Here is a 21,342-nt window from a genome sequence, read left to right on the forward strand (position 1 = left end):
GAGAGTACCGCCGGTCCATTCGGTCACCCCCGATTCGGCCCCGCAGTCCGGCGCACCGAGACTCACGCGAAACAAGGAGAGGGCGATGGCCGCCTACACCACGATCAACCCGGCGACCGGCGAGGTCCTCGCCGAGTTCCCCGTCATCGACGACACTGCGGCACTCGATCTTGTCGACCGCTCGTTCGCTGCGTACCGGTCATTCCGGGATACCCCGCTCGCCGAGCGCACCGCGATGCTCGCTCGCATCGCCGACCTGCACCTCGAGCGCATCGACGAACTCGCGGGGCTGCTCACGCTCGAAGTGGGCAAGCCCATTACGCAGGCCCGCGGCGAGGTGGAACTCGTCGCCTCCATCTACCGGTACTACGCCGATCATGCCGAGAAGTTCATGGCCGACGAGACGCTCGCCATCGCGGGCGGCGGGTCGGCGGTCGTTCGCACCGAGGCGATCGGGCCGCTGCTCGGCATCATGCCGTGGAACTACCCCTACTACCAGGTCGCGAGGTTCGTCGCCCCCAACCTCGCGCTCGGCAACACCATCATCCTCAAGCACGCGAGGAACTGCCCCCAGTCGGCGCTCGCCATCGAGACGGTGTTGCGTGACGCGGGCGTTCCCACGGGCGTGTACCTCAACGCCTTCATCGACAGCCGCCAGGTGGCCGACCTGATCGCCGACCCGCGAATCCAGGGCGTCTCGCTCACTGGTTCGGAGATGGCCGGTTCGGCTGTGGGCGAGGTCGCTGGCCGGCACATGAAGCGGTGCGTGCTCGAGCTTGGCGGCTCCGACCCCTTCATCGTGCTCGAGGACGCCGACATCGACGCCGCCGTCGCGGCAGGAGTTCGCGGGCGGGTCGCCAACGGCGGCCAGGCGTGCACGGCATCCAAGCGGTTCATCGTCGTCGACGCGGTCTACGACGAGTTCACCGAGAAGTTCATCGACGCGATCACCCGCGTGAAGCCCGGCGACCCGACCGACCCCGACACCTTCCTCGGGCCGCTCTCGTCCGCAGGAGCCGGCGACGAGCTCGACGTGCTGGTGCAGGACGCGGTGGCGAAGGGTGCGACCCTGCACAGCGCTCCCGGGGCAGCCAGGGATGGCGCCTACTACCCGCCGAACGTGCTCACCGGCGTGACGCAGGACATGCGGGCCTATCACGAGGAACTGTTCGGGCCCGTCGCCGTCGTCTACCGCGTGCCCTCACCGCAGGCCGCGGTCTCCTTGTCGAACGAGTCCTCCTTCGGCCTCGCGTCGAGCGTCTTCACGCAGGACCGCGCTGTCGCCGAGGATCTCGCCAAGAAGCTCGAGGTGGGCATGGTCTGGATCAACAGCACGAGCAAGAGCGCACCCGACCTGCCGTTCGGCGGGGTGAAGCGATCCGGCGTCGGACGCGAACTGGCCAAGTACGGCATCGACGAGTTCGCCAACAAGAAACTCATCCGCTCGCCCGCGGTGTGACGCTGTCGACGTGAGCCCCTGAGCCCGTCGCTCCCTCAGGGGAAGCGGCGGGCTCACCTCTATGTGAGCGCCGGGCTCCCGTCGAGCCCGTACGCGCGCAGCTTGCGATAGAGCGTCGTGCGTCCGATGCCGAGCGCCTCCGCGGCGCGAGAGCGGTTGCCGCCGGACTCGCGCAGCGCGTCCTCGATAGCGCGGTACTCCGACGCCGCGATGCCGTAGAGGTTCCGAGCGCGCGTGCGCAGCTCGACCGGAAGCAGCTCGGGCCCGATCGTGCGCCCCTGCATCACCCGCGACAGGCACTCGACGAGGTCGACCAACTCCGCGACATCCCCCAACCACTCCCCTCGCGTCAGCGCCTGCAGCGTCGCGGATCCGAGGGTGGCGCGGTGTCGCCCGGCGATCTCTTGCGCGATCTCGACGATCCGCTTGGGCTGGTCGCGCAGGGCCGGGAGCCGCAGCTCGGGCGCCGTTCGGTGGACGACCCGACAGAGCACCGGGTCGAGTTCGGAATGGACGAAGGTCGCCGCCAGCCTCGCGCGCCCCGTGGCATCCGTCGCCCCCATCAGGGCACGCAGCCGGCCGACGTCGCTGCCCTCGAGTGCTTCGACGTGGCGAACGAGTATCGACCGACCGGCGCGCAACTCGGCTGCGAGTCGCTCGCTCGTGCCGGCGAATCGGAGCTGCATCGCCTCGACCACGACGGGTACCCGACCATCGCGGCGTTGGAGCCACGACGACGCGAGGTGCGCCTTGCCGCTCCCCGCGGGACCGGAGATCCAAACTCCGCCTGCTTCGGCCGACAGCTCGTCGAGGCGCTCGAGCGGGTCCTTCCCGGTCGCCTGCACATCAACGGATGACTCGGCGCCGGCATCGGGCTCCAACTCAACGATGTACACGGCCCCGCCGTCGCGAGTGGGCACGCGGCGTGCGGTGCCGGGCAGCCCGGCGAACGAGACCGTGCGCGTGGCGTGCGCCCACTCGCCCGACTGCAAGTCGTCCCACAGCAGCACGTGCGAGCCCGCCGACAGCCACGGCACCGCGACCGTGGTGCTGAGCACACCCGCCCGGCTGAGCGCGAACACCGGACGGTGCGCGGAACCGTCGATGAAGCGGGCGATGAGAGACCTGAGCTCATCGGGTGCCGCCGCTTCGGCCATCCGCTCCTCGACCTGGCGTGCCGCCTGCCGAGCGATCGCGAGCATCGTGGGATCGGATGAGTCGACGGGGGCGGCCAGGGCGACAGAGCCGATCACGCGGCCCGATGCGGGTTCGCGGACGGGCGCACCCGCGCAGGCCAGCGTGTGGAGGGCGTCGTTGAAGTGCTCGGCCCCACGAACAAACACCGCGCAGCGTTCCTCCATCGGGGTGCCGAGTCCGTTCGTGCCCAGGGAGGTCTCGGAGAAGTCGAAGCCCTCGGCGGCGAATGCTCGATCGAGGCGGCGCTCATGATCGCGTTCACCGGTGCGCCGAGCGATGATGCGACCGGTGCGATCGCTGACGAACAGGCCGACCCGCATGTCGGCGAGCGAATCGGCCCAGTGCGCGAGCACGTCGGTGGCCGCGAACGACAGAGAGTCCGTGGATCCCGCTCCGGACAACGGACGGAACTCGGGCGTGACGGAGGCGTACGGCGAGTGCTGGACGACCGACCGGCGCCAGCTGCGCTCGATCGCGTCGGGCACGCCGAGGGTGCGCGGAGCGGGCGCTCGCTCGCCGACTCCGGCCTCGATGAGCTGCTGCCGCGCGGCCCGCAGCTGCCTGGCGGAGTAGTCGTGGCTGGACATGGGGACCTCGCACCTTCGCAAGATTCGACGACATGTCAAGCATCGCTCATTATTGAGGCGGCACAAATACCGAGTGGCGCCCCGACCGATGCCGTGGAGGTATCGGTCGGGGCGCCACTCTTGGATATGGCCCGATAGGGTCGGGCGAGATGGCCCGAGCGGGTCAGGCCGCTTCGACGAACTCGCCGGCGTTGAACGCGTCGAAGCCGTTCGCCTCGACCTCGGCGAGCACCCCTCGGTAGGCGGCGAGTCCACCCAGATAGAAGAGCACCGAGTGCTTCTTGCCCGGGATGTTCGCCCCGAAGATCCACGAATCGGTCTTCGGGAAGAGCGTGAAGTCGGCGATCGTCTTGCACGTCTCCGTCCACGCGTCCTCGGTCTCCTGCGTGACCTCGAGCACCCGGCCGGTCTGCTCCGCCTTCGTGATGAGCTTCGTGATGAACTCAACCTGGGCCTCGATGCTGGGCACCAAGTTGGTGAACGGTCCGTTCGGGCCGAGCACCATGAACATGTTCGGGAAGCCGGCGGTGGCGAGGCCGAGGTAGCTCGTCGGCGCCTCCTTCCAGTGCTCGTCGACGCTCACGCCGCCGCGGCCGCGGATGTCGATGCGCCGGTAGTTGCCATCGACCGCGTCGAACCCGGTAGCGAACACCAGCACGTCGAGCTCGTGCTCGACGCCGTCGGCGGTCAGGACGCCATTCGGCGTGATCTCGACGATCGGGTTCTCCTTGATGGAGACGAGCTCCACGTTGTCTTGGTTGTAGACGTGGTAGTAGTTGTGGTTGCACAGCGGGCGCTTCGCGTACGGCAGGGTCGGCGTGAGCAGGCGCGCCGTCTCCGGGTCCTTCACGATCTCGCCGATCTTCCGCCGGATGAACGCAGCAGCAGCCTCGTTGGCCTCCGCGCTGACGGCGATGTCGTTGAACGTGCCGAACATGAAGTAGAAGCCGTTGCCGCGGTCCCAGGCAGCCTGGAACACGCGCTCGCGCTCGGCCTCGTCGACCTCCGTGGCGGCGACCGTCGACTCCTGGAAACCGAAGGCGACGCCGGAGTTGCGTACTTGCTCCCAGATCTCCGGGAACCGGGACTTGACCTCGTCGACCTCGCCGGGCTCCACCGGGCCATTGCCCGACGGCACGCTGTACTGCGCGGACCGCTGGAAGACCGTGAGGTGCGACGCCTGCTTCGCGGCGGCCACGATGAACTGCGTGCCCGTGGAACCGGTGCCGATCACGCCGACGCGCTTACCCTCGATCGACAGGTCGTCGGGCCACTCGGCGGTGTGCACGAGTCGCCCCTCGAAAGTGTCGATGCCCGGGATGTCGGGCATGTTCGTCGCAGCGAGCAGCCCAAGCGCCGTCACCACGTACCGAGCGGTGACCGACTCCCCGGTGGACAGGCTCACGGTCCAGGTTTCCGTCGCCTCGTCGAACGCCAGTGAGTTGACCTCGGTGTTCAGCTGGAAGTCCTTGCGAAGGTCGTAGCGGTCGACGACCGCCTCGAGATAGCGCAGGATGTCGGGCTGGTCGATGTACTTACGGCTCCACTCCCACTCCTGGAGGAACTCGTCGTCGAACGAGTACCGGTAGTAGGGGCTCTCCGTGTCGCTCATCGCGCCCGGGTAGCGGTTCCAGAACCAGGTTCCGCCGATCCCGGATCCCTTCTCGAAGCCGCGGACCCGGAGGCCGAGTTCGTCGCGGAGTTTGTGCAGTTGGTAGATACCGCCGAAGCCGGCGCCGACGACGACCGCGTCGTAGTCGGTGGGGTGGGTTGTGGACATGGTGACAACTCCTTCGTTGTGATCCAGTGGTGGGGTGGCGTCAGCCGCGCAGCCAGCGGCCGATCGTGGCGAGCTCGGCGTCGACGTCGTCGTCGCGGCCCGCGAGGAACGGGTACACGTGCTGCTGGCCCTCCGCGACGTTGAGCGTCACGTCCACACCGGCCTCGCGTGCGATGGCGTGCAGTCGCGTGGCATTGTCGACGAGCGACTCGACGCTGCCGGCCGTGATGTAGAGCGGCGGGAACCCGTCGAAGTCCGCGTAGAGCGGGTTAGCGAGCGGCGCGGTGGGACTCGTGGAGCCGCCCAGCACGCCGGCGATCATGCCCTCGAGCAGGGGGACGGTGATCAGCGCGTCGGTGGCGTCGTTCGTGACGAGGGTCTCGCCGGCGTTCTCCATGTCGAGCCACGGCGAGAACGCGATCACGTGACCGGGCATCGGGAAGCCCTTCTCGCGGAGGGCGAGCGGGATGGCGATGGCGAGGTTGCCGCCGGCCGAGTCGCCGATCGTGGTGATGTCCTCGGGGCGGATGCCCTGCTCGATCAGGCCCAGGAACGCGGCGACGCCGTCTTCGATCTGGGCGGGGTGCGGGTGCTCGGGCGCCCGGCGGTAGTCGAGCACGAACGTGGTGACCCCGGCCGCCTTCGCGACGTGCGCGGCCAACTTTCGGTGGCTCGAGGCCGAGCCGACGGCGAACCCGCCGCCGTGCGTGTAGAGGAGGACCTTCGATCGGTCCGCTCCGGCGGGGAACGCCCAGATGCCGGGAACGCCGCCGACGCGGTCCTCCTTGTACGTGACATCCTCGGGCTCGATCGTCGGCTGGTGCCACTCGTCGAAGATGCTGCGGAACAGGCGCATGTCGAGCGCGCTGGTCTCCATGATCCGCGACCAGTCGAGGTAGAGGTCGCGCAGCGGACTCTCCACGACCTTGACGGCGGCCTGGGCGGGGGAATTGGAAGTGGACATCGGGAACTCCTTCGTCATGATGCTCAACGTCCCGCGGGCCGTTCTGGCGTCTCGCGGGTGTCTCACTACGATGCGGCGATGCGGCATGGGTGGGGTGTTCCGATGTGAAACACCCCTTCGTTCCGGCGGTCGGCGGCACCGCGACGTGCCTTGATTCCACCGGTCACGTGCTCATCAGGATGGGTGAGGTCTTGACGTGAGCGACCCGCCCATTCGCCCGACGAACTGACGCGACATCGTCGCGTTAGTTCGTCGGCGTCTGCGTCAGTCGGCGATCGCTCGAGATCGACGTCCGCAGCTGGCGACTGATCCCGCTTGCGCCGCCAGTGACTCTCGCGACTCGTTGCGGCTGCGTTGAGGGGTTCCGCTCATGAGCGCTCATCGCTCCTCTCCGGGCGGTCGGCGCGGACGAGCGAGATGACGACCCCTGTGAGCGGAAGCGCGATGAGGAGCACCACAACGAGCACAGTCCCGATCTGCGAGCCCGTGATGATCTCGATGTTCGCCAGGGACATCATGAGCACCCACAAGAGGCCGAGCGCCGCGACGACCGGTGCGATCAGCCATACGAAGATGCCGGGCCTGTTCCGCCCGGATCGAGCAAAGTAGATGACTGCGGAGATCGATGCGAACGCCATCATCGTCAGCACTGCAAACCCGAGAATGCCCACGAGAGGGCCGAACACCTGAAGGACGGGATCGAGGTTGAGGGCGGCTGCGACGACGATGGCGAGGAGCGTGAGCGCCGAAAGAACGAGTGAGGCGTTCGATGGCACTCGGTGAATCCCGTGCACCCGTCCCATGTACGAGGGAAGCAGACCCGAGGAGCCCATCGTCAGCAGGTAGCGGGTGACCACGTTGTGGAAGGAGAGCGCGCACGCGAAGATGCTCCCCAGAAGCAAAACATTGATGACAGCTGAGAACCACGGTCCGACGTATGCATCTGCGAGTGCGAACAGCACTGCCGCGGGATCCGCCGCCACCAGTTCCCAGACCTCATCCGTGCCTGTACCGGTCACGATGGCAAGTGAGACGAACATATAGAGCGCACCGATCATCAGCGCAGCGGCGTATGTTGCTCGCGGAATCGTGCGCTCCGCGTCACGTGCCTCGCCCCGGAAGACCGCCGTGGCCTCGAACCCGACGAAGCACAACACGGCCCACACGATCCCACTCGCGGGCGAGCCGTGCCCGAACGCTTCAACAGGATTCAGTGCAGCGACCGCGAGGCCCTCCTTGCCGCCAGTGGCGAAGATCACAGCGCCCAGGGCCACCAGAATGAGCACTTCCATCAGAATGAGCACTTCCATGATCAACAGCACGGCCAGCACTGTGGAGCTGAGGTCGATGTTCCGATAGCCGAGTAGCGCCAGAAGGGCACAGCTGAGAAGTGACCACAACCACCAGGGCGAGTCGGCCCACGGAGTGAAGGTGGCCACCAGGCTGCTGGCGAACGGCCCCGCGTACACCGCGAGCGCGACAACCGTCAGCGTGTAGGCACCGAGAGCAAGCATCGCGGCTGCGTTGCCTGGGATGCAGCCGAGCCCCGCGCGAATATACGCGTATGATGCCATCCCGTCACCTGGGCCAGTGCCTTGTAGAAACGGCCCGCTGAGTATGCCGGATCCATGATCTGCTCCGGCGTGCCCCAGTCCATCGAAGGACGCTGCTGGAAGAGGCCGAGCGAGTCGCGGTCGCCGTGATCGATGTTCCGCAGCCCGGACTCCTGCAGCGCCGTGGCGATTGCCACCAGTGCAGCTCGCTGCGCTGTCGTCTCGTTCGGGAAGAGTGCCTTCGCAGCTCCGATGAGGATTCCCGCATACTGGGACTGCTCCGCGTCGAGCTGGGCGACCGGAGTGTCGGTGACCCGCGGTGGTGCGCACGATGCCGCCTGCGCATCGCTTGCGAGGAGCGTCACGACCACCGCGATCGGGCCGACGATAGCGACCACGAGCACTGCCAGCAGGACACTGGCCACCCAGAGCACGAACTTCACGGGCTACTCCGAGGCCCACCCGCGAAAGTCGAACAGCTGCAGTCCGGTCATGTCCCATGTGGACGCCGCGCTCGGCCAGTTCTCGTGGGTGCACGGCGCGGTGAGAACGACGGTGACTGTCTGCACTGCGGACTCGGGCTTGATGCCGTCACCGGCGCGGGTGATGGTCACCGTGTAGTCGAGCTGCATCAGCGAATGGTTCGGGGCGGTCGTCACCACCTGATTGACGCGAACCTCGCTGCGCACGCCGTTCTGCGCCCACCCGGCCCAAGTGGACTCGCTGATGCCGATGGACTTGAGCCGGTCCTCGACCAAGCCCGTGTCGCCCTTGCCGTTCATCCCATCGCCGCCGTAGTAGCCGAACAGGCGATTCCATTCACGGTCCATTGGCGCCGCCCACTGGTCGAAGGTCGCCCTCGATGTGCTCCAGGTGAACAGGTAATCGACGATGTCGTTGCCCATCGCGCGGGCCTCGGGGATCTGCGAAGCGGCGCACTCGGCCACGGGGACGTCGTCGTACTCGGGGACCGTGAGCTCGTCAAACGGAACCTCAGCCGGCCACTCTGTGAGACCTGTCTCCGAGTTCGGCTTGGCCTCTGGTTCGTCGGGATCGACCCAGCCGTCGACGTTCGCCGGAATCCCGGGGCCTCCGACATCGACTTGGCCGTTGTCCAAGATGACAGGTGCCGTGCCGGGCCTGTGCAGCGGTTCTCCCGGCGCCGACCAATGGCGGGCGAAGCGCGTCCACGCTGTACGGTCGGTGTGTGGAATTGGTCGACGACAAGCTGCACATGGCGCTGATCTATGTCGACACGATCGAGAGCACGGGAACGCCGCTAACGCTCGAGGCGCTCGATGGCTTCGCGGTCCACCCCACGCCAGTCCCGGGACGACAGCGGTCCTCGTACCTGGCGGCGATGCGTGACGAGATGCTCAACGAGTACTACTACGAGCCAGGGGAGAGTCCGAGCGCGTTTCTGTTGCGAGCACAGTGGATCCAGCTTGTTGGCGGCTCCGTACGACTGACCAATCTTGGAAAGGCCGTTCTCCGCCACGCGCAGAGGCCGCAGCTGCAGAGCGGTATGGAAGGGCCGCTCACCGTCACAATTGATCCTGACGACCGCCTCGCATACCTCCGCGTGTTCGACCTGCTCGGAGGTGCTGGTGCCGGTCTGCTCGTCGACCCGTACATTCGATTCGAGGAACTTTTCGATCTGGCGGAACTCACACGCGTGGACCGAGTTCTGACGTCCAACCGAGTGGATCGAACAGGGCTACGACTGAATCAACTCTCTCGCACTCTTGCCCAAGCCGAGATGACACTAGAACTGCGCGTGCTCGCTCCGGAGCATCTCCATGACCGCTTCTACATCCCCGACACGGGAGACATCTATCTGCTGGGCTCGAGTCTCAACAGCATCACCGCTCGTCCTGGTGTCATCGCTCCGATCGCGGATCACGCTGGATCGGAAGCTGTACGCAATGCTTACGCGAAACTATGGCGGTTGGCCGACGTGCTTCCGCCGAGTAGCCGAGACACCGCGGCGGAGAGCCCGCCCGCGTAGGGGGCACCGCCGATTGTTTGCCGCTCGGAGCGATCCTTCGTGCGCGCGGTAGGACCGCCAACCGACCGCATGCGAGGGCGCGGTACCCCGCGCTCGATGTATGCATGTGATGCCCGCGCCGTTGGGCGCGGAGCGGTTCAACCGAGGGCTAGTTCCACTCAAGCCCGTAGCGGATGTAGTCGTAGGCGACGACACCTTTGGAATAGTTGGTATGCCAGTAGGGAGGCTCTGTTTCCAGCTTTCCGGCGTTGTCGATTAAGTAGTCGCGCAGGTCGCTCGCGAGTTCGATGTAGGACGGCACTTCCAGGAAGTTCGAGAACATCCAACGCCAGTCGTGCTTGGCTTCCAGCGCGGCCATCGTGCCGCGACGGCGGTAGCGGACCTTCGTGACAACTGCGGTCCGGTTCCGTTGGGCGAGCTTGACCACATGAGCTGGCAGCACCGCTTCATCGAGGATGTTGCCGTCGGAGTCAAGATGCCCGGCTTCACGCAGGTACTTGAACACCGGATACCACCAGTTGCTGGGAATCTTTGAAATGTGCAGCTGGAGGATGTCGTCGGCCGGAAGCCCACCGGGAGGGTTCTCGAGAACGTCAGCGATGATGTCGCCTCGGCTCATGCCGACGATTCCAGTCGCCGCGATCTTCGCACCAACGCCGAAGACGATCGAGATGTCCTCCGCCTTGGCCGAGTCGATGTCGGCGTAGGCGAACAGTCGATCCTTGGGATCGTTTGACTTGACGATCTCATAGACCTGCTCTTTCAGAATGCGCAAGGTCCGAGCTGGGAGCGCGTGCTTTCGCGAGCCCAGCGCCTCGAAAACCTCCATCCAGTCGGGCGTCCTAATACGCGTGATCGGCAGCAGGTGACCGCTGATATTGACGTCGGTCACTTCCACCGAAGCGTCGCCGTCGGCGCGCCACTCGACGAAGATGAGGCGGTCACGCAACTTGTCGATGCTGTGGTTCTGGAGTCCCTGCACAATGGCAGTCAGCATCCGTTGCACATTGCCGTCATTGAAGCTATAGCCGAGGAACACCACCGGGTGCTCCACAAAGATCGTGATCAGCTTCGCCGCAAGGTAAGCGTTCCGGGCGTCGAACCGCTCGTAATCGGACTGTGTCAGGACTAGCGACATCGGGTCGCCCGTCGAACCATGGATGGCGTAGGTTTCAGCGATGCCCTGAGTGTCGGAGAACAGCATGCCCTCTTGACCGACGTACTCGAGGTACGAAGGGAAGGCCTCAGACAGGACGCGATCGTAGTTGGTAGTCACGATGCCGTCTACGGTCGAGGCCCTTAGCAACTCCCATTCGGCCTCAAGCGTCTGCGGAACCGTCATCGCCGCCACTCGCTCATCGAGGAGCTTCGCAATCTCGATCTTCAGAGGTCCGGCCTGATCGACCACCGTTGACTGCCACTTGCTGCGGCTGTCCTCGTACTCCGGAGCGCTAAACCAGACACCGTGAAACGCCTCGGCGATCTTGGTTGCCGCCAAGGGCAGGTCGCCGTCCGCCGCCGACAGATAGAACTCGTAGGGCTGGCCTGTCTTGTCCGCAAACAAGCGCAGCAGCTCGGGCCACGAGGGAAGCGCCGCGTATCGACGGGAGAGTCCCGCTCCGACGAACAAGTACGGCGTCGCGAGCGGCGCAAGGTGTGGAATCAAGAAGTCTTTGACTGCACCCATGGCTGAAGAGTATTGCCAATCCCCGACCGAACCGCCGCACGCCGTGCCCGAGTCTCGCTAGTTGCCAGCTGCGGACGACCGGGGCAACGCGCAGCGGAGCCCTTCATCAAGCGTCGCCCAGGGGGTCCAGACGCGACTGTCGTCGGCCCGCGAACTACGCGCGAACGAGGGCACGAACGTCGATGGCGAAGTGTCCCTTGTAGTTGCCAAGCTCTATCACCACTGTTTGGCCGCACTCGCACCAAGCAGTGAGGCTGACGTTCGGCGAGTACTCCTTCACCGGCTCCAGGCTCGCTACGTGGCCGGTGGGATGCAAGGTCGACTCACCGCACGTTGGGCAGGCGACGTTGCCCTCCATGAGTTCGCCTGCGTTGAAGAAGGCTCTGTAGGTGTGCTTGCTACTGTGTCCAGGCATGGGTCGATCCTGGCGGGCCAGCGCCAGCATGTCTATGCTGCACCGCGACTCAGTCACCCCATGCGCACTGCTCGTGCGGGGACGCATCCGTGCGCTTGGACGGGGACTGTCATGAACCCGAGAGCCCGCGGGCTGACGCGAACGCAGGAGGGCCGTCGCAGCGCACGTCGGACGTGGCCGTGCTACCCGCGGACCATCTCTGGTTCCAGAGCGGCGCGTACATGGTCGAGGACTTGCTCTCGGTGACAGTGGCGTTCGTCCTCTTCGAAGCAGAACACGGCGATCGTTTGCGTCCGGGCGAGCTCCACCAATGCGCTCAGACTGGCGGCCGCTGCGTCGTGTGCGAGCGTGGTGCGGTATTGGTCGCGTGCCTGGCGAGCGGATGGGGATGTGGTTTCGGCGTATCCGTCCCGATTGGCGCGCGGGTTGCCAAGTGAGGGCATGTGGCGGTAGTGGATGCCGGCTTGCTCAAGCGCGGTCGTAAGGGCCTTCTTGGAGAATCCTGGCTTGCGAGAGATAGCGTTCAATCGCACGTCGACGAGGGTCTCTACGCCGCGGAGGCGGAGCCGGGAGATGAGCGCGTCTTGGGTCAGGCCTTCGTATCCGATTCCGGTGATGTCCACGTTCGGCTTCCTTCTCGTTGTGCGCTTGCGGTGGGCTGCGACTCGGCATCGCGTGCCGCAGAATTGTGCGTCGCGCCGTCCGGAGAAGGCGGCGCCGCACCATAGGCAGGTGCGAGACATGGGCCGACGAGCGCGCAGCTCACGGCTCACGCTGGTCGATAGTGCCTTGAGCTCCTCCAACGTTAGGACCCCGACATCCTGCATGTAACGGATCATATCTGTTACATACAGGATGTTGCGCAGCAACGGGATATGCGACCGGGCGGACCGGTCCGGCCCTCACCCGCCCGGGTCTGCCCTATCGCCCGATGGGTGAGGGCGCGATGGTCAGTGCCCGCGGTGAGCACGCCGGCCGCGAAGGATGTTTCCGCCGCCTACTAAATGCCGAGATCGAGGGTGGCGGCGAAATCGGATAACTTCGGCGGCGCGTAGACCCCGAGGACCGAGAAGTTGCGCCTCTTGGTGGGATCCGCGATATTCCCGACGAAGAAGTGCGTGCGCTTGTCGTCTGCGCAGAGTTCGTTATGGAACCGGCGGCGGATGCTCTCTGCTGCGGCCTCGTCGCTCATGTTCCGCAGGCGCAACTGAAACGCGGTGAGCTCCCAGTCCAGGATTCGTTGCTTGTGCCCGGGGCAGTCAGCGGTCTCGCAGAAGTAATGGTACTTGGCGATGAACCGCGGCGCCTTCAGTTCCGGAGGAGTCGCGTCACCAAACAGGCTTTCCTGTTGAAGGGCCCGATCGATCTTGGCCTGTTGGGAGGGTGTCCACGGCTGGCCGGGTTCCACGATCACTCCCTTCAGCGTCCGGACCCGGACCAGTCCCAGGGATGTGGCGTTCATGTTCTGCACGACGCCTGCACGCAGCTCGCACATCGTCGGCCCGATCAGTGGCTCGAGGATCGCGCCTCGCGCGCGAATGTCCTTGATCGGTTTGCCTTCACGGCGGACGGTGTCGATGTTGAGCCGGTTGCTCTCCGGACGCAGATCGTTGATCGGCGGGATCAGATCGACGTCGATGACGTCGTACTTCTTAAACTGCTGGTCCGTGGCCATCCACCGGAACGGCACGGGGTAAAGGCGGATGAACTCAGGCCGGGCCCTGTCCAGGCGCACGCCGGCGACGCACACGGTGTCGCCATATTTCTCCGAGGGCTCTGGGGAGGCCTTGACTGTGATCAGCACACGAGCGCTCTCTGACAGAACCACAGAGCCTCCTTCGCGTTGATCCCATGATGCCTGGCACCGGTATCGGGCACGGTGTGGCGCGCCCGACGTCAGCTGTGCGGAAGCGCGTAAGAGTCGGTTCCGATCGTTCGCGCAAAGTCCTTGGCCCAAGCGAAGTCCGGCCGCACCGAGACGACGTGGCGGGATGCCATGAACACCTGCGCGGTGTTCTCGCTGCGCACCATGCCGTCGGTGAGCTCGACGGCCGAGATCTGGTTGTTGAACCGTGCGACCGACGCGGTTCCGTACCTTCCATCGGTCGGGTATCCATACATGATGACGTCCGGAGCGAGCGGATAGACGAGGTAGGTGCCTTCGGAGAGGATCGCTCCCTTCAACCACATTCGATTGTCGTCGGTCCGAAACGCGACAGGGTTGTCCGAGGCCGCCAATGGCGTGGAGGAGCCGTTCTTTGCGAAGACCCAGGTGCAGTCGATGAGCCGGGAGGCGATGCTGGCCACGAGGTCTTCGTCCCACAGCGCATGCAGGTGTAGCTTGCGCGCTTCCTCGACTGTAGGTTCCGGCGCGCTGTCGCGGGAGGCGAACCTCGCGATGGTTTCCCGCGTGTCCGCTGAGCGCAGAAACTGCAGCGCGACAAAGAGGCCGACCCTGTCGCGATCATCTGTCGAAATGTCGAGCGCGTCGCCAGGTTCGTGTGCGCGGATCCAATCAAGCCACGCACCCGTGAGCCCGGAAACGGCGCCTTCCAGAGATGCGAACTGCGCCTCCATGGTCAACGGGTCGTGTCCCTGCTCTGCAAATTCGTCGTGGAAGTAGAACTTGGTCTCCGCGGCGATCGTGGACGGGCTCGTCGCATAAACCCGATCAACGACGCGGTCCCACACCCAAAGCCTGCCTTCCGCATCGGCAAATCGCCTCAGGTAGAACCTCGGCACGTAGTGGTGCAGCTTCGGTGAACTCACGGGCTGCTCGGGCAACGCGCGACAAGACCTGGGAACTCCCGCACCACGCTTCACTGTGCCGGTCGCGCTGTCGGCGTGTCAGCCGATCGGCACCCGCGGGTGGGGTGCTGACCAAGCGGGTGACATCCGATCCGGCTTGAACGAGGCGGTCCGCTCAACGGGCGCCACCCGCAGGGGATCCATGCCGTGCGGACAAGAGGTACGCAACTACGGCTGTGCGATGGGTGGGCGAACGCCACCGCCTGAGCGCTGGTTCGCCGTCCATCCCCGCGGAGCGCTTACTCCGAGCTCCGAGATTGAGTTGCTCCACCGCTTGTCGACGGCCTGCTTCGTCGCCAGGAAACCAGGGAAGTTCGCATGTTCGCTCAGTTTCGTGGTCGGCGCGAACCGGAACTCCCAGTTGCCTGTCACGGAGAATAAGCATGCCGCCACGACGTCGAAAGCGTCGAAGCGGTAGAGCCGGCCCGTTGGATCGTTCTTGCTGTTGCGGGTTCGTTGGGTCTCGACCTGGATAGTTCCGTCTGCGAGCACGGTCGGGCTGACATTCTTGCACTCAACAACAAGCTCTTGACCGGAGGTCAGAGTGACATCAAAGTCGGCGCCCCGGTCATCCGTGCGCCGCGTCACGCGATGGACGCCAGGGTCCGCCTCAAGCAACTCTTGCAGGTGTGCCTCTGCCACTCCTCCTTTGACGGCGGTGCTCAACATTCGCCGCTCGGCGATGAGGTCGAGGATCTTTGGCGCTGGCAACCCGAACTGCGCTTCAAGTGGATGGATGCCTTGGGCCATCTCACTCGCGGATGATCTCTTGCGGAACCTCTGGGCGAGGTTGACGCGAAGGGCCGCGTCCAACGCTAGGTCTGTTGCGCGCTTCTCGAATCGCGCGTAATCCAGAAGGCGGTCCGGTGTGAACGCAACGCGGGACTCGAATCCCTCTTCTGTGCGGGCGGCATTGCGTGAGCCGCCCCTCGTATCCACCTCCCACGTATGCCAGCCGTCGGCACCCATCTGGTCGAAGTCCCGCTCATACGCGTAGAACGAGATGCCCAACGGCATGGGGTCCCAGAGCGCAGGGTCCAAGCCAACGAGCTTTTCTTCTTGGGCGTTGATGCCGAGGAACAAGGTCGTATCGACGCCTGCGACGTCGAAACCAATCGGGTGGACTTCCGTTCTCCAGTCGCTGTCTGCCCCGAACTTGACTTGGGCGTGGTGTTCGTCGCTTGGTCTGCCCTTTGTGACAATCCGGGTCAGTCTGACTGGGTAGATGAGCAATCCGAGGCTTTCCCCGCGATCAGTCTGAACTCCGAAGTAGAAGGGTGCCCGTGTGTGGGCGCTCTCCCATACGACGCGTCCTCCGCTTCGCTCAATAGCGGTGTGTAGTAGAGCGTGCATGTCTCCGCGGCCGCTCGCGCGATACACACGGGCGTAGGTCCTTCCAGCAAGGTCTTCTCCAGGCTGCTCGGCCAAACTCACCCTTCCTTCGCCGGTCGACACTGACGCGCCGATCCTCCACAGCACTCGGCCAGACGGCGATCTCCACAGATCGGGCGCCTCCCGAACGCATGTCGGAACTCCGCCGCAAGCTGGTCTCGACGATACTGGTTCGAGGCGCGCAGACTACTCGGTGAGCGGCGCGCGCGTCATCTGAAGTTGAGGTGTGAAATGGCGGAGCAACTCCCGGTCGTGAGCTTGTTCTCGGGGGCGGGCGGACTTGACCTGGCTGTCGAGAGAGGCGATGCCGAACCGCTCGTCGGTGACGACCCCGGGAACCAGTTGCTGCGGGTCGCAGTCGCTACCGACTACAACGAACCCGCCCTTCGAACCCTCAGAGCCAATTTCTCGCGTACCGCAACCCTGAGTGGAGACATTCGAGAAGTCCCAACGAGCGAGATCCTCGGGGCTGCCGGTCTTCGCGCTAAGGAACCGGTCTTGTTGGTAGGTGGTCCGCCCTGCACGCCCTTCAGCAAGTCAGGGTTCTGGCTTGAGCAGAAGCGGGAGAGCCGTGACCCGAATGCCTCTCTGCTAGATGAGTACGTCCGCGTCGTGCGGGAAGCCCGCCCAGAGGCCTTCATACTCGAGAACGTTCAGGGTCTGACGTACAAGACCCACAGGGCTCAGTTTGACCGACTCCTCCGGGGCCTGGGCGACCTCGGCTACAACCCTCAATGGAGGGTCCTTCTGGCGGCCGATTACGGCGTCCCTCAGCTTCGTCGACGAGTGTTCGTTGTCGGTCGACGAGACGGGGAGAAGTTTGAGTTTCCGGAGCCGACACACTCCGGTTGGAGCGAGCACTCACGGTCCTTCGATTCGAGCAAGATTCCTCACGTGACCGCATCCCAAGCCTTCGAGGGGCTCCCGCGGCTCGTCCTGGCATCCGACGATGAGATCGTCGATGGAACGTACGGACAACTTGCAGCCGAGGTGCCAGCTGGCCAGAACTATCTTTGGCACACCGACCGATACGGCGGACGCAACCACTTCGAGTGGCGGAGCCGGTACTGGACCTTCCTTCTCCGGCTCGATCCCGATCGCCCCTCGACCACGCTCCAAGCACAGCCAGGTCCGTGGGTCGGGCCCTTCCATTGGGAGAACGTTACGACTGGTGTCGGCATTGAACGTGCGCGACGTCTGCGAGTAAGCGAGATGCTCCGTCTCATGTCGTTCCCTGATGACTTCAAGATCGCCGGTTCTCGGGCTGACGCGCAACGACAGCTCGGCAATGCTGTCCCACTCGAGCTTGGGAAAGCAGTCGTGCGTTCCCTCATGACCCAGCTTGGCTACTTGGAGAACTCCACACCGCGCCTGATCGCCGCCGGCTAGACGCACTTCAGAGTGCAAGCGCATCCCCGCGACAGCCCTCACCTGGCCATGGAACCACTGGAGGGGCCAGCCATGTATTCGCACCGACACTCTTCAGCGGTACAACAGACGCGACTGCGTCAGGCGCGTCCGCGACGGCCGAAGGTCGTGTCGGTACACTGCCGCTGGAGGTTCGGCTGGTGAGTGGCTCGTTGTGGCGCGTGTCTGACGCCGTGTTGTTCGACACCGCCGTCGACGCCGCGGCGCTCACGATGTCCCGACTCCTCACGTCACCCACCGGCGTGGAGTCCGCAATCGAATTCCGGGGCGAGGTCGACGCGGTGGACGGCTTCGACCGTGCGGCACTTGAGGCACTCATCTCGCGCCCACCTCACGACCTGCCCGAGGCGCACGATCGTGAGTGACGCGTCGTTGGGTGGTGCCGCCGAGGAGCTGTTTGAGGAGCGGGTCGCTCCGGTACTGTTCGCGGGACGCAGCGCGGAGTCGAGCCCGGTCCTGACGATCGTCGTTGGGCAGCCTGGGGCAGCACCGCTGCGGGCCGCGTCCCGAGTCACCACCAGCTCCGGCGTGCCGCCCGTGGTGTTGGCCGGTCAGGAGTTGGCGGCGTTCCATCCGAGGTTCACCGAATCGGTTCTCGGGGACTCTGAGGGCGCGCGCGGTGAGGTCGCGGCGGCGGCTGCGGTGTGGACGCGGATGGTGCTGCGGCGTGCGCGGGCGGAGCGGTTGTCGCTGGTATTGGATGGGTCGCGGCTCTCGACAGATGTCGCGGTCGCCACTGCCGGACTGTTCGCAGCCGACGGGTTTTCAACGACGGTCGCGGTGATGGCTGCGCCACGGGTCGAGACCCTGCTCTCAACAGTGTCGAAGCATCTGATCAGTGCTGCGCAGGGTCGTTGGTCGCCGCTGGTGACACTTGAGGAGCATGACGCTGGGTTCGACCGGACAGCTGAGCTCGTGCGCGTCGTCGAGGCGAGTTCCTCTGTCGAGAGGGTCGTGGTTGTCGGGCGGGGTGGGGAGATGCGTTTCGATTCCGCCCGGGACGGCGCTGAACGGCTCGGTGGCGCCACGGCAGAGCTGGAGGCCGCACGGTCGGAGCCTGTTCCAGCGCCGGCGGGGAGGCGCTGGCTGACCGAACTCCGCGCGGCCACCGACTTCGCCCTTTCCACGGGCCGAATTGATGCCCCGTTGGGGGCGGTGCTGGGGGAGTTGCATGAGGTCGCGTTGCGGGAGGTTGTGCCGTCGTTGGGGTTACCGGCCGATTCTCTCGCCCGCCCCATCCTGGAGCAGACCCTCACCGCACGAGCTGCCGCGATCCGTGACGCGATCCCCACCGCAGCCGCGCATCCGGCACCGCGGCAGCCGGCACCGCAGGTCGGTGGCCCCGAGCCCGAGGTGGGCCCGTCGATCTAAGCCATGGACCGTGTGATCGGTGTGTGGGGGTGTTCCGATAGCGGCGTATGATGTGGGCGGAGGTGGCGTAGTGCCGGGTCGTGGAGTAGCGGAGCGAGCGCAGCGAGGGAGCATACGCCGCGAAAGCCCGGCACGGAGCCGGCACCGCCCGCTATCCTCTCGGCGTCGGATCACCACCCCCGCTCCCCGCGAGAGCGGTGAGGTCCGCGATGAACGCTTGCCGGCCAGCTGCCGGGTCGGTGATCACCTCTCGGATCCGTTCCCGCCACACCGCTCGTGCGGTGGGGTCGAGGTCGCGTAGGGGCGTGAGTGCCCAGTCGATGTCCTCATCCACCGTCCACCCTGGCTCATCGAGATGTTTGGTCGGGTGGTAGAGGAACGCGGCGAAAGCGACCCGGGCGAGGGAGGCTTCGGTGTCGGCGCGGTCGATCATGCGGTGACCTTTCGTGACGTTGCTGGTCCTGACGGTGTTCATAGCGATAGTCCTCCTGATGTGTCGGGGATGTGCGGGGTGGGTGCATGGTTGTGGGATCGGACAGGGCGCGGGTGTGTGCGGAGACGGTCGTTGATCGCCCTGGCGATCTGATCCATCCGCGCCTCCTCCACCTCCCGCGCCACCTGCTTCTGCCGCGCAGCGCGCTCCCGTTCCCGGTGACGCATCTGTGAGGCAGTGAGCGGGCGGGTGATGTCCGTGTCGGCGGCGATTGCGGAGGCGATGCGGGCCCGTTCGCTGTCCCGCTCCCACCGCGCAATGACGTCGTCGGAGGTGCGGAGTTCCTCCTTCAAGATCGCGACATGCTCCGCGGTGCGTTCCCGCTCGAAGAACTCGACCGCCGCGCCACGGTTCGCGGCGCGTTCTGCGGCGGTGGTGCGGTGCAGGCGGCGGGGTGGGAGTCCCGCGTCGCGGCGGCGTTTCTCCCGGGCCCGCCACTGCCGTTGCTTCTCCAGCTGCGCTTCCCGGTTCGCCTGGTAGTACGCGCGGCGCCGCTCCCGCACCTGCTCTCCGTGAGCTTGGTAGTACCGCGCTGCGCTCTCACGCTTGGCGTCCGGGTTGTCGCGGTGCTTCTCCCGTCGTTTGGCGTTCTGCTCTTCCCGGTGACGGTCCTGCCACCGCTTGTTCCGCGCCCGCTTCGCTTCCCGATACCCGTCCGGATCCGCTGCGCGTTGCGCTGCCCGCCGCTGCCGCTGATACTCCAGGTTCCCGGCAGGGTCCTGCGCGTACCGTTCCCGCGCCCGTACCCGCCGCCGCTCCGCCGCGGCTTCCGCGGTCCGTTTCTTCGCCGCCCGGCGCCGCTCCCCCTCCCGGTTCTCCCGCCGCACCTGCTCCAGGTGCCGTTCACGGAACCGGGCCCGGTACTCCTTCACCTTCTCCGGATGCGCTGCCTTCCACGCCCGCAACCGCTCCGCCACTTCCTCCCGGTGAACCTCCGCGTAACGGCGCCTGCTCTCACGCTTGCGGGCACGCCGCGCCTCCTCCCCATTGGTCGCATCCGAGGGGTCCGGGCCTGAACTGGTCGCCACGGCTTAGTCCTCTCCCGCGGCCGGCACGGACTGGATCCGGTCAGCGACCGCACGGACAGCGTCGGGCAGGTACCCGAACCACCGGTTCGCCTCGACCGCGCGGTGAGCTGAGTCGAGTGGTGCCGGTGTCTTGGCTCGGCGCCGCAGATCGATCTCCAGCGGCTGCACGCCCGCCGCGATCAGGACTCGCTTCACCAGCCGGCAGTCCACGCACTCATCACCGCTCGTGTACAGCACCACCCGGATCATCGCGACCCCCTCCCGCCCGAGAGGCTCTCCAGCGCTAACCGAGTAGCCGCGGAAGCGGAGACTCCGCACACGTCCGTCGAGCGTGAGTGGGGAAACGTTGGGGGGTTAGACACAATGGGTGGGTGAAGATCGAGGTGACGACTCCGTCCGGTGCGCCGGTGACCGTCGCTGACGCGACCGTCCGGGTCGGCTCCGCGCTGCGCATCGTCCCGGTCTTCTCGGCGGCGGCAACGGACACCGGAGCCGGTGTGCGCACGGCGATGACCGCCCAGTACAGCGCATCTCACGGTCGGTACGTCATTCGGGCCGTCACCAACGAGGCTGTCAGCGAGGGTATTGAGATGAACTATCCGACGATCGCTCGGATCGGCCTCGCGGGCATCATCCAGGCGGCGGCGCCGCGGTGCATCTTCCTCACCCTTGGCGACGAGGATGGCCCGGACGCTGTGTGGATGAGTGTTGATCGGCTGAGCACCGCCAAGGGACGGATTCTGCCGCCCGCGCTTGCGGCTGAGGTTGTCCGACGCGGCGGTTCGGAAGCGAGGATGGAAGCGATCGAGCTGCTGTACGGGACTGCTGCGCTGAGCAATCTGCCTCCGGCCAGGCTGATCCAGGAAGAGCTCGGGATCCCGCACCGGACCGCATCGCAGTGGATCATCGATGCCCGAAACGCCGGCAGGCTTGAGGGCATGAACTACCACGCGGGTCGCCAAGCCCGCACCTGAAACGGCGATGCTGGCGCCCACGCGGTGCTGCGACCGCCGCTCAGCGCGCACGGCCCGCTCCGGTGTGCGTCGACGCCTGGATCCACCGCGTGAGCTCTGCTGCGGGGTAGAGAATCACCCGCCCCAAACGGCAGAACGGGGGGTCGAGGTGTCGGTGACGCCTCACCGCCAAGTTGTTCAGCGAAACCCCCGGCAACC

The 21,342-nt window shown here is 65.8% G+C and carries 21 protein-coding genes; 6 read left to right on the top strand and 15 right to left on the bottom strand.

Annotation, left to right across the window (positions count from 1 at the left end):
• Positions 1-85 precede the first annotated feature (85 nt).
• Complete coding sequence (locus ACQVDU_RS07135; RefSeq protein WP_443476681.1) at positions 86-1,459, top strand: NAD-dependent succinate-semialdehyde dehydrogenase; 1,374 nt, start codon at positions 86-88, stop codon at positions 1,457-1,459.
• Positions 1,460-1,518: 59 nt separating this feature from the next.
• Here the strand turns inward: ACQVDU_RS07135 and ACQVDU_RS07140 are convergent, their stop codons facing one another.
• The 6 genes from ACQVDU_RS07140 to ACQVDU_RS07165 form a co-directional block, all read right to left on the bottom strand.
• Positions 1,519-3,243, bottom strand: coding sequence for a helix-turn-helix domain-containing protein (locus ACQVDU_RS07140; protein ID WP_443476682.1), 1,725 nt, complete (start codon positions 3,241-3,243; stop codon positions 1,519-1,521).
• A 163-nt stretch (positions 3,244-3,406) separates the two neighbouring features.
• On the bottom strand, positions 3,407-5,023 hold the full coding sequence (locus ACQVDU_RS07145) for a flavin-containing monooxygenase (RefSeq protein WP_443476683.1): 1,617 nt from the start codon (positions 5,021-5,023) through the stop codon (positions 3,407-3,409).
• 40 nt (positions 5,024-5,063) lie between these two features.
• Positions 5,064-5,987 (bottom strand): alpha/beta hydrolase, encoded by a 924-nt coding sequence (locus ACQVDU_RS07150; protein ID WP_443476684.1) that lies wholly within the window; start codon positions 5,985-5,987, stop codon positions 5,064-5,066.
• A gap of 368 nt (positions 5,988-6,355) precedes the next feature.
• Positions 6,356-7,501 carry an APC family permease gene (locus tag ACQVDU_RS07155; protein WP_443476685.1) on the bottom strand — a complete coding sequence of 382 codons (1,146 nt, stop codon included), beginning with the start codon at positions 7,499-7,501 and terminating at the stop codon, positions 6,356-6,358.
• Positions 7,474-7,983: a hypothetical protein gene (locus tag ACQVDU_RS07160; protein WP_443476686.1), complete on the bottom strand. Its 510-nt coding sequence runs from the start codon at positions 7,981-7,983 to the stop codon at positions 7,474-7,476. Before ACQVDU_RS07160 ends, ACQVDU_RS07155 begins: the two co-directional genes overlap by 28 nt.
• A gap of 3 nt (positions 7,984-7,986) precedes the next feature.
• Positions 7,987-8,658: a hypothetical protein gene (locus ACQVDU_RS07165; RefSeq protein ID WP_443476687.1), complete on the bottom strand. Its 672-nt coding sequence runs from the start codon at positions 8,656-8,658 to the stop codon at positions 7,987-7,989.
• A gap of 89 nt (positions 8,659-8,747) precedes the next feature.
• Here ACQVDU_RS07165 and ACQVDU_RS07170 point away from each other — a divergent pair, with 89 nt between their 5' ends.
• Positions 8,748-9,548: a hypothetical protein gene (locus ACQVDU_RS07170; protein WP_443476688.1), complete on the top strand. Its 801-nt coding sequence runs from the start codon at positions 8,748-8,750 to the stop codon at positions 9,546-9,548.
• Positions 9,549-9,696: 148 nt separating this feature from the next.
• Here the strand turns inward: ACQVDU_RS07170 and ACQVDU_RS07175 are convergent, their stop codons facing one another.
• From ACQVDU_RS07175 to ACQVDU_RS07200, 6 genes are all read right to left on the bottom strand, one after another.
• Positions 9,697-11,178, bottom strand: a complete 1,482-nt coding sequence (locus tag ACQVDU_RS07175; protein ID WP_443476689.1) for an SIR2 family protein — start codon at positions 11,176-11,178, stop codon at positions 9,697-9,699.
• Positions 11,179-11,389: 211 nt separating this feature from the next.
• Positions 11,390-11,650 (bottom strand): hypothetical protein, encoded by a 261-nt coding sequence (locus tag ACQVDU_RS07180; RefSeq protein ID WP_443476690.1) that lies wholly within the window; start codon positions 11,648-11,650, stop codon positions 11,390-11,392.
• A 182-nt stretch (positions 11,651-11,832) separates the two neighbouring features.
• Positions 11,833-12,273, bottom strand: a complete 441-nt coding sequence (locus tag ACQVDU_RS07185; RefSeq protein WP_443476691.1) for a DUF488 domain-containing protein — start codon at positions 12,271-12,273, stop codon at positions 11,833-11,835.
• A 377-nt stretch (positions 12,274-12,650) separates the two neighbouring features.
• Positions 12,651-13,478, bottom strand: coding sequence for a hypothetical protein (locus tag ACQVDU_RS07190; RefSeq protein ID WP_347425126.1), 828 nt, complete (start codon positions 13,476-13,478; stop codon positions 12,651-12,653).
• A gap of 68 nt (positions 13,479-13,546) precedes the next feature.
• The gene (locus ACQVDU_RS07195) at positions 13,547-14,419 is read right to left on the bottom strand and encodes a DUF4238 domain-containing protein (RefSeq protein WP_443476692.1); all 873 of its coding nucleotides are present in this window, start codon (positions 14,417-14,419) and stop codon (positions 13,547-13,549) included.
• A 207-nt stretch (positions 14,420-14,626) separates the two neighbouring features.
• Positions 14,627-15,913, bottom strand: a complete 1,287-nt coding sequence (locus ACQVDU_RS07200) for a hypothetical protein (protein ID WP_443476693.1) — start codon at positions 15,911-15,913, stop codon at positions 14,627-14,629.
• Positions 15,914-16,081: 168 nt separating this feature from the next.
• Between ACQVDU_RS07200 and ACQVDU_RS07205 the strand changes: the two genes are divergently transcribed.
• The 3 genes from ACQVDU_RS07205 to ACQVDU_RS07215 all read left to right on the top strand — a co-directional run bounded on the left by ACQVDU_RS07205 (position 16,082) and on the right by ACQVDU_RS07215 (position 18,649).
• Positions 16,082-17,239 carry a DNA cytosine methyltransferase gene (locus ACQVDU_RS07205; protein ID WP_347425129.1) on the top strand — a complete coding sequence of 386 codons (1,158 nt, stop codon included), beginning with the start codon at positions 16,082-16,084 and terminating at the stop codon, positions 17,237-17,239.
• Positions 17,240-17,418: 179 nt separating this feature from the next.
• Positions 17,419-17,643: a hypothetical protein gene (locus tag ACQVDU_RS07210; protein WP_443476694.1), complete on the top strand. Its 225-nt coding sequence runs from the start codon at positions 17,419-17,421 to the stop codon at positions 17,641-17,643.
• Complete coding sequence (locus ACQVDU_RS07215) at positions 17,636-18,649, top strand: zeta toxin family protein (protein ID WP_443476695.1); 1,014 nt, start codon at positions 17,636-17,638, stop codon at positions 18,647-18,649. The genes ACQVDU_RS07210 and ACQVDU_RS07215 overlap by 8 nt, the downstream gene beginning before the upstream one ends.
• A 151-nt stretch (positions 18,650-18,800) precedes the next feature.
• On the opposite strand, the gene ACQVDU_RS07220 is transcribed toward ACQVDU_RS07215, so the two are convergent.
• From ACQVDU_RS07220 to ACQVDU_RS07230, 3 genes are read right to left on the bottom strand one after another with little or no spacing between them, the layout of a single operon-like run.
• Complete coding sequence (locus ACQVDU_RS07220) at positions 18,801-19,124, bottom strand: hypothetical protein (RefSeq protein ID WP_443476696.1); 324 nt, start codon at positions 19,122-19,124, stop codon at positions 18,801-18,803.
• Positions 19,121-20,170: a hypothetical protein gene (locus tag ACQVDU_RS07225; RefSeq protein WP_443476697.1), complete on the bottom strand. Its 1,050-nt coding sequence runs from the start codon at positions 20,168-20,170 to the stop codon at positions 19,121-19,123. The genes ACQVDU_RS07220 and ACQVDU_RS07225 overlap by 4 nt, the downstream gene beginning before the upstream one ends.
• A gap of 3 nt (positions 20,171-20,173) precedes the next feature.
• The gene (locus ACQVDU_RS07230; RefSeq protein ID WP_443476698.1) at positions 20,174-20,419 is read right to left on the bottom strand and encodes a hypothetical protein; all 246 of its coding nucleotides are present in this window, start codon (positions 20,417-20,419) and stop codon (positions 20,174-20,176) included.
• 122 nt (positions 20,420-20,541) lie between these two features.
• Between ACQVDU_RS07230 and ACQVDU_RS07235 the strand changes: the two genes are divergently transcribed.
• The gene (locus ACQVDU_RS07235) at positions 20,542-21,144 is read left to right on the top strand and encodes a hypothetical protein (RefSeq protein ID WP_443476699.1); all 603 of its coding nucleotides are present in this window, start codon (positions 20,542-20,544) and stop codon (positions 21,142-21,144) included.
• The last annotated feature ends 198 nt before the right edge of the window (positions 21,145-21,342 follow it).

This window comes from Microbacterium sp. F2, assembly GCF_052274505.1.
Classification (GTDB): Bacteria; Actinomycetota; Actinomycetes; order Actinomycetales; family Microbacteriaceae; genus Microbacterium.

Coding starts and splice junctions, on each gene's coding strand:
- ACQVDU_RS07180 (WP_443476690.1), bottom strand. CDS start 11,650: ATGCCTGGACACAGTAGCAAGCACACCTACAGAGCCTTCTTCAACGCA.
- ACQVDU_RS07150 (WP_443476684.1), bottom strand. CDS start 5,987: ATGTCCACTTCCAATTCCCCCGCCCAGGCCGCCGTCAAGGTCGTGGAG.
- ACQVDU_RS07135 (WP_443476681.1), top strand. CDS start 86: ATGGCCGCCTACACCACGATCAACCCGGCGACCGGCGAGGTCCTCGCC.
- ACQVDU_RS07230 (WP_443476698.1), bottom strand. CDS start 20,419: ATGATCCGGGTGGTGCTGTACACGAGCGGTGATGAGTGCGTGGACTGC.
- ACQVDU_RS07145 (WP_443476683.1), bottom strand. CDS start 5,023: ATGTCCACAACCCACCCCACCGACTACGACGCGGTCGTCGTCGGCGCC.
- ACQVDU_RS07155 (WP_443476685.1), bottom strand. CDS start 7,501: ATGCTTGCTCTCGGTGCCTACACGCTGACGGTTGTCGCGCTCGCGGTG.
- ACQVDU_RS07220 (WP_443476696.1), bottom strand. CDS start 19,124: ATGAACACCGTCAGGACCAGCAACGTCACGAAAGGTCACCGCATGATC.
- ACQVDU_RS07140 (WP_443476682.1), bottom strand. CDS start 3,243: ATGTCCAGCCACGACTACTCCGCCAGGCAGCTGCGGGCCGCGCGGCAG.
- ACQVDU_RS07205 (WP_347425129.1), top strand. CDS start 16,082: ATGGCGGAGCAACTCCCGGTCGTGAGCTTGTTCTCGGGGGCGGGCGGA.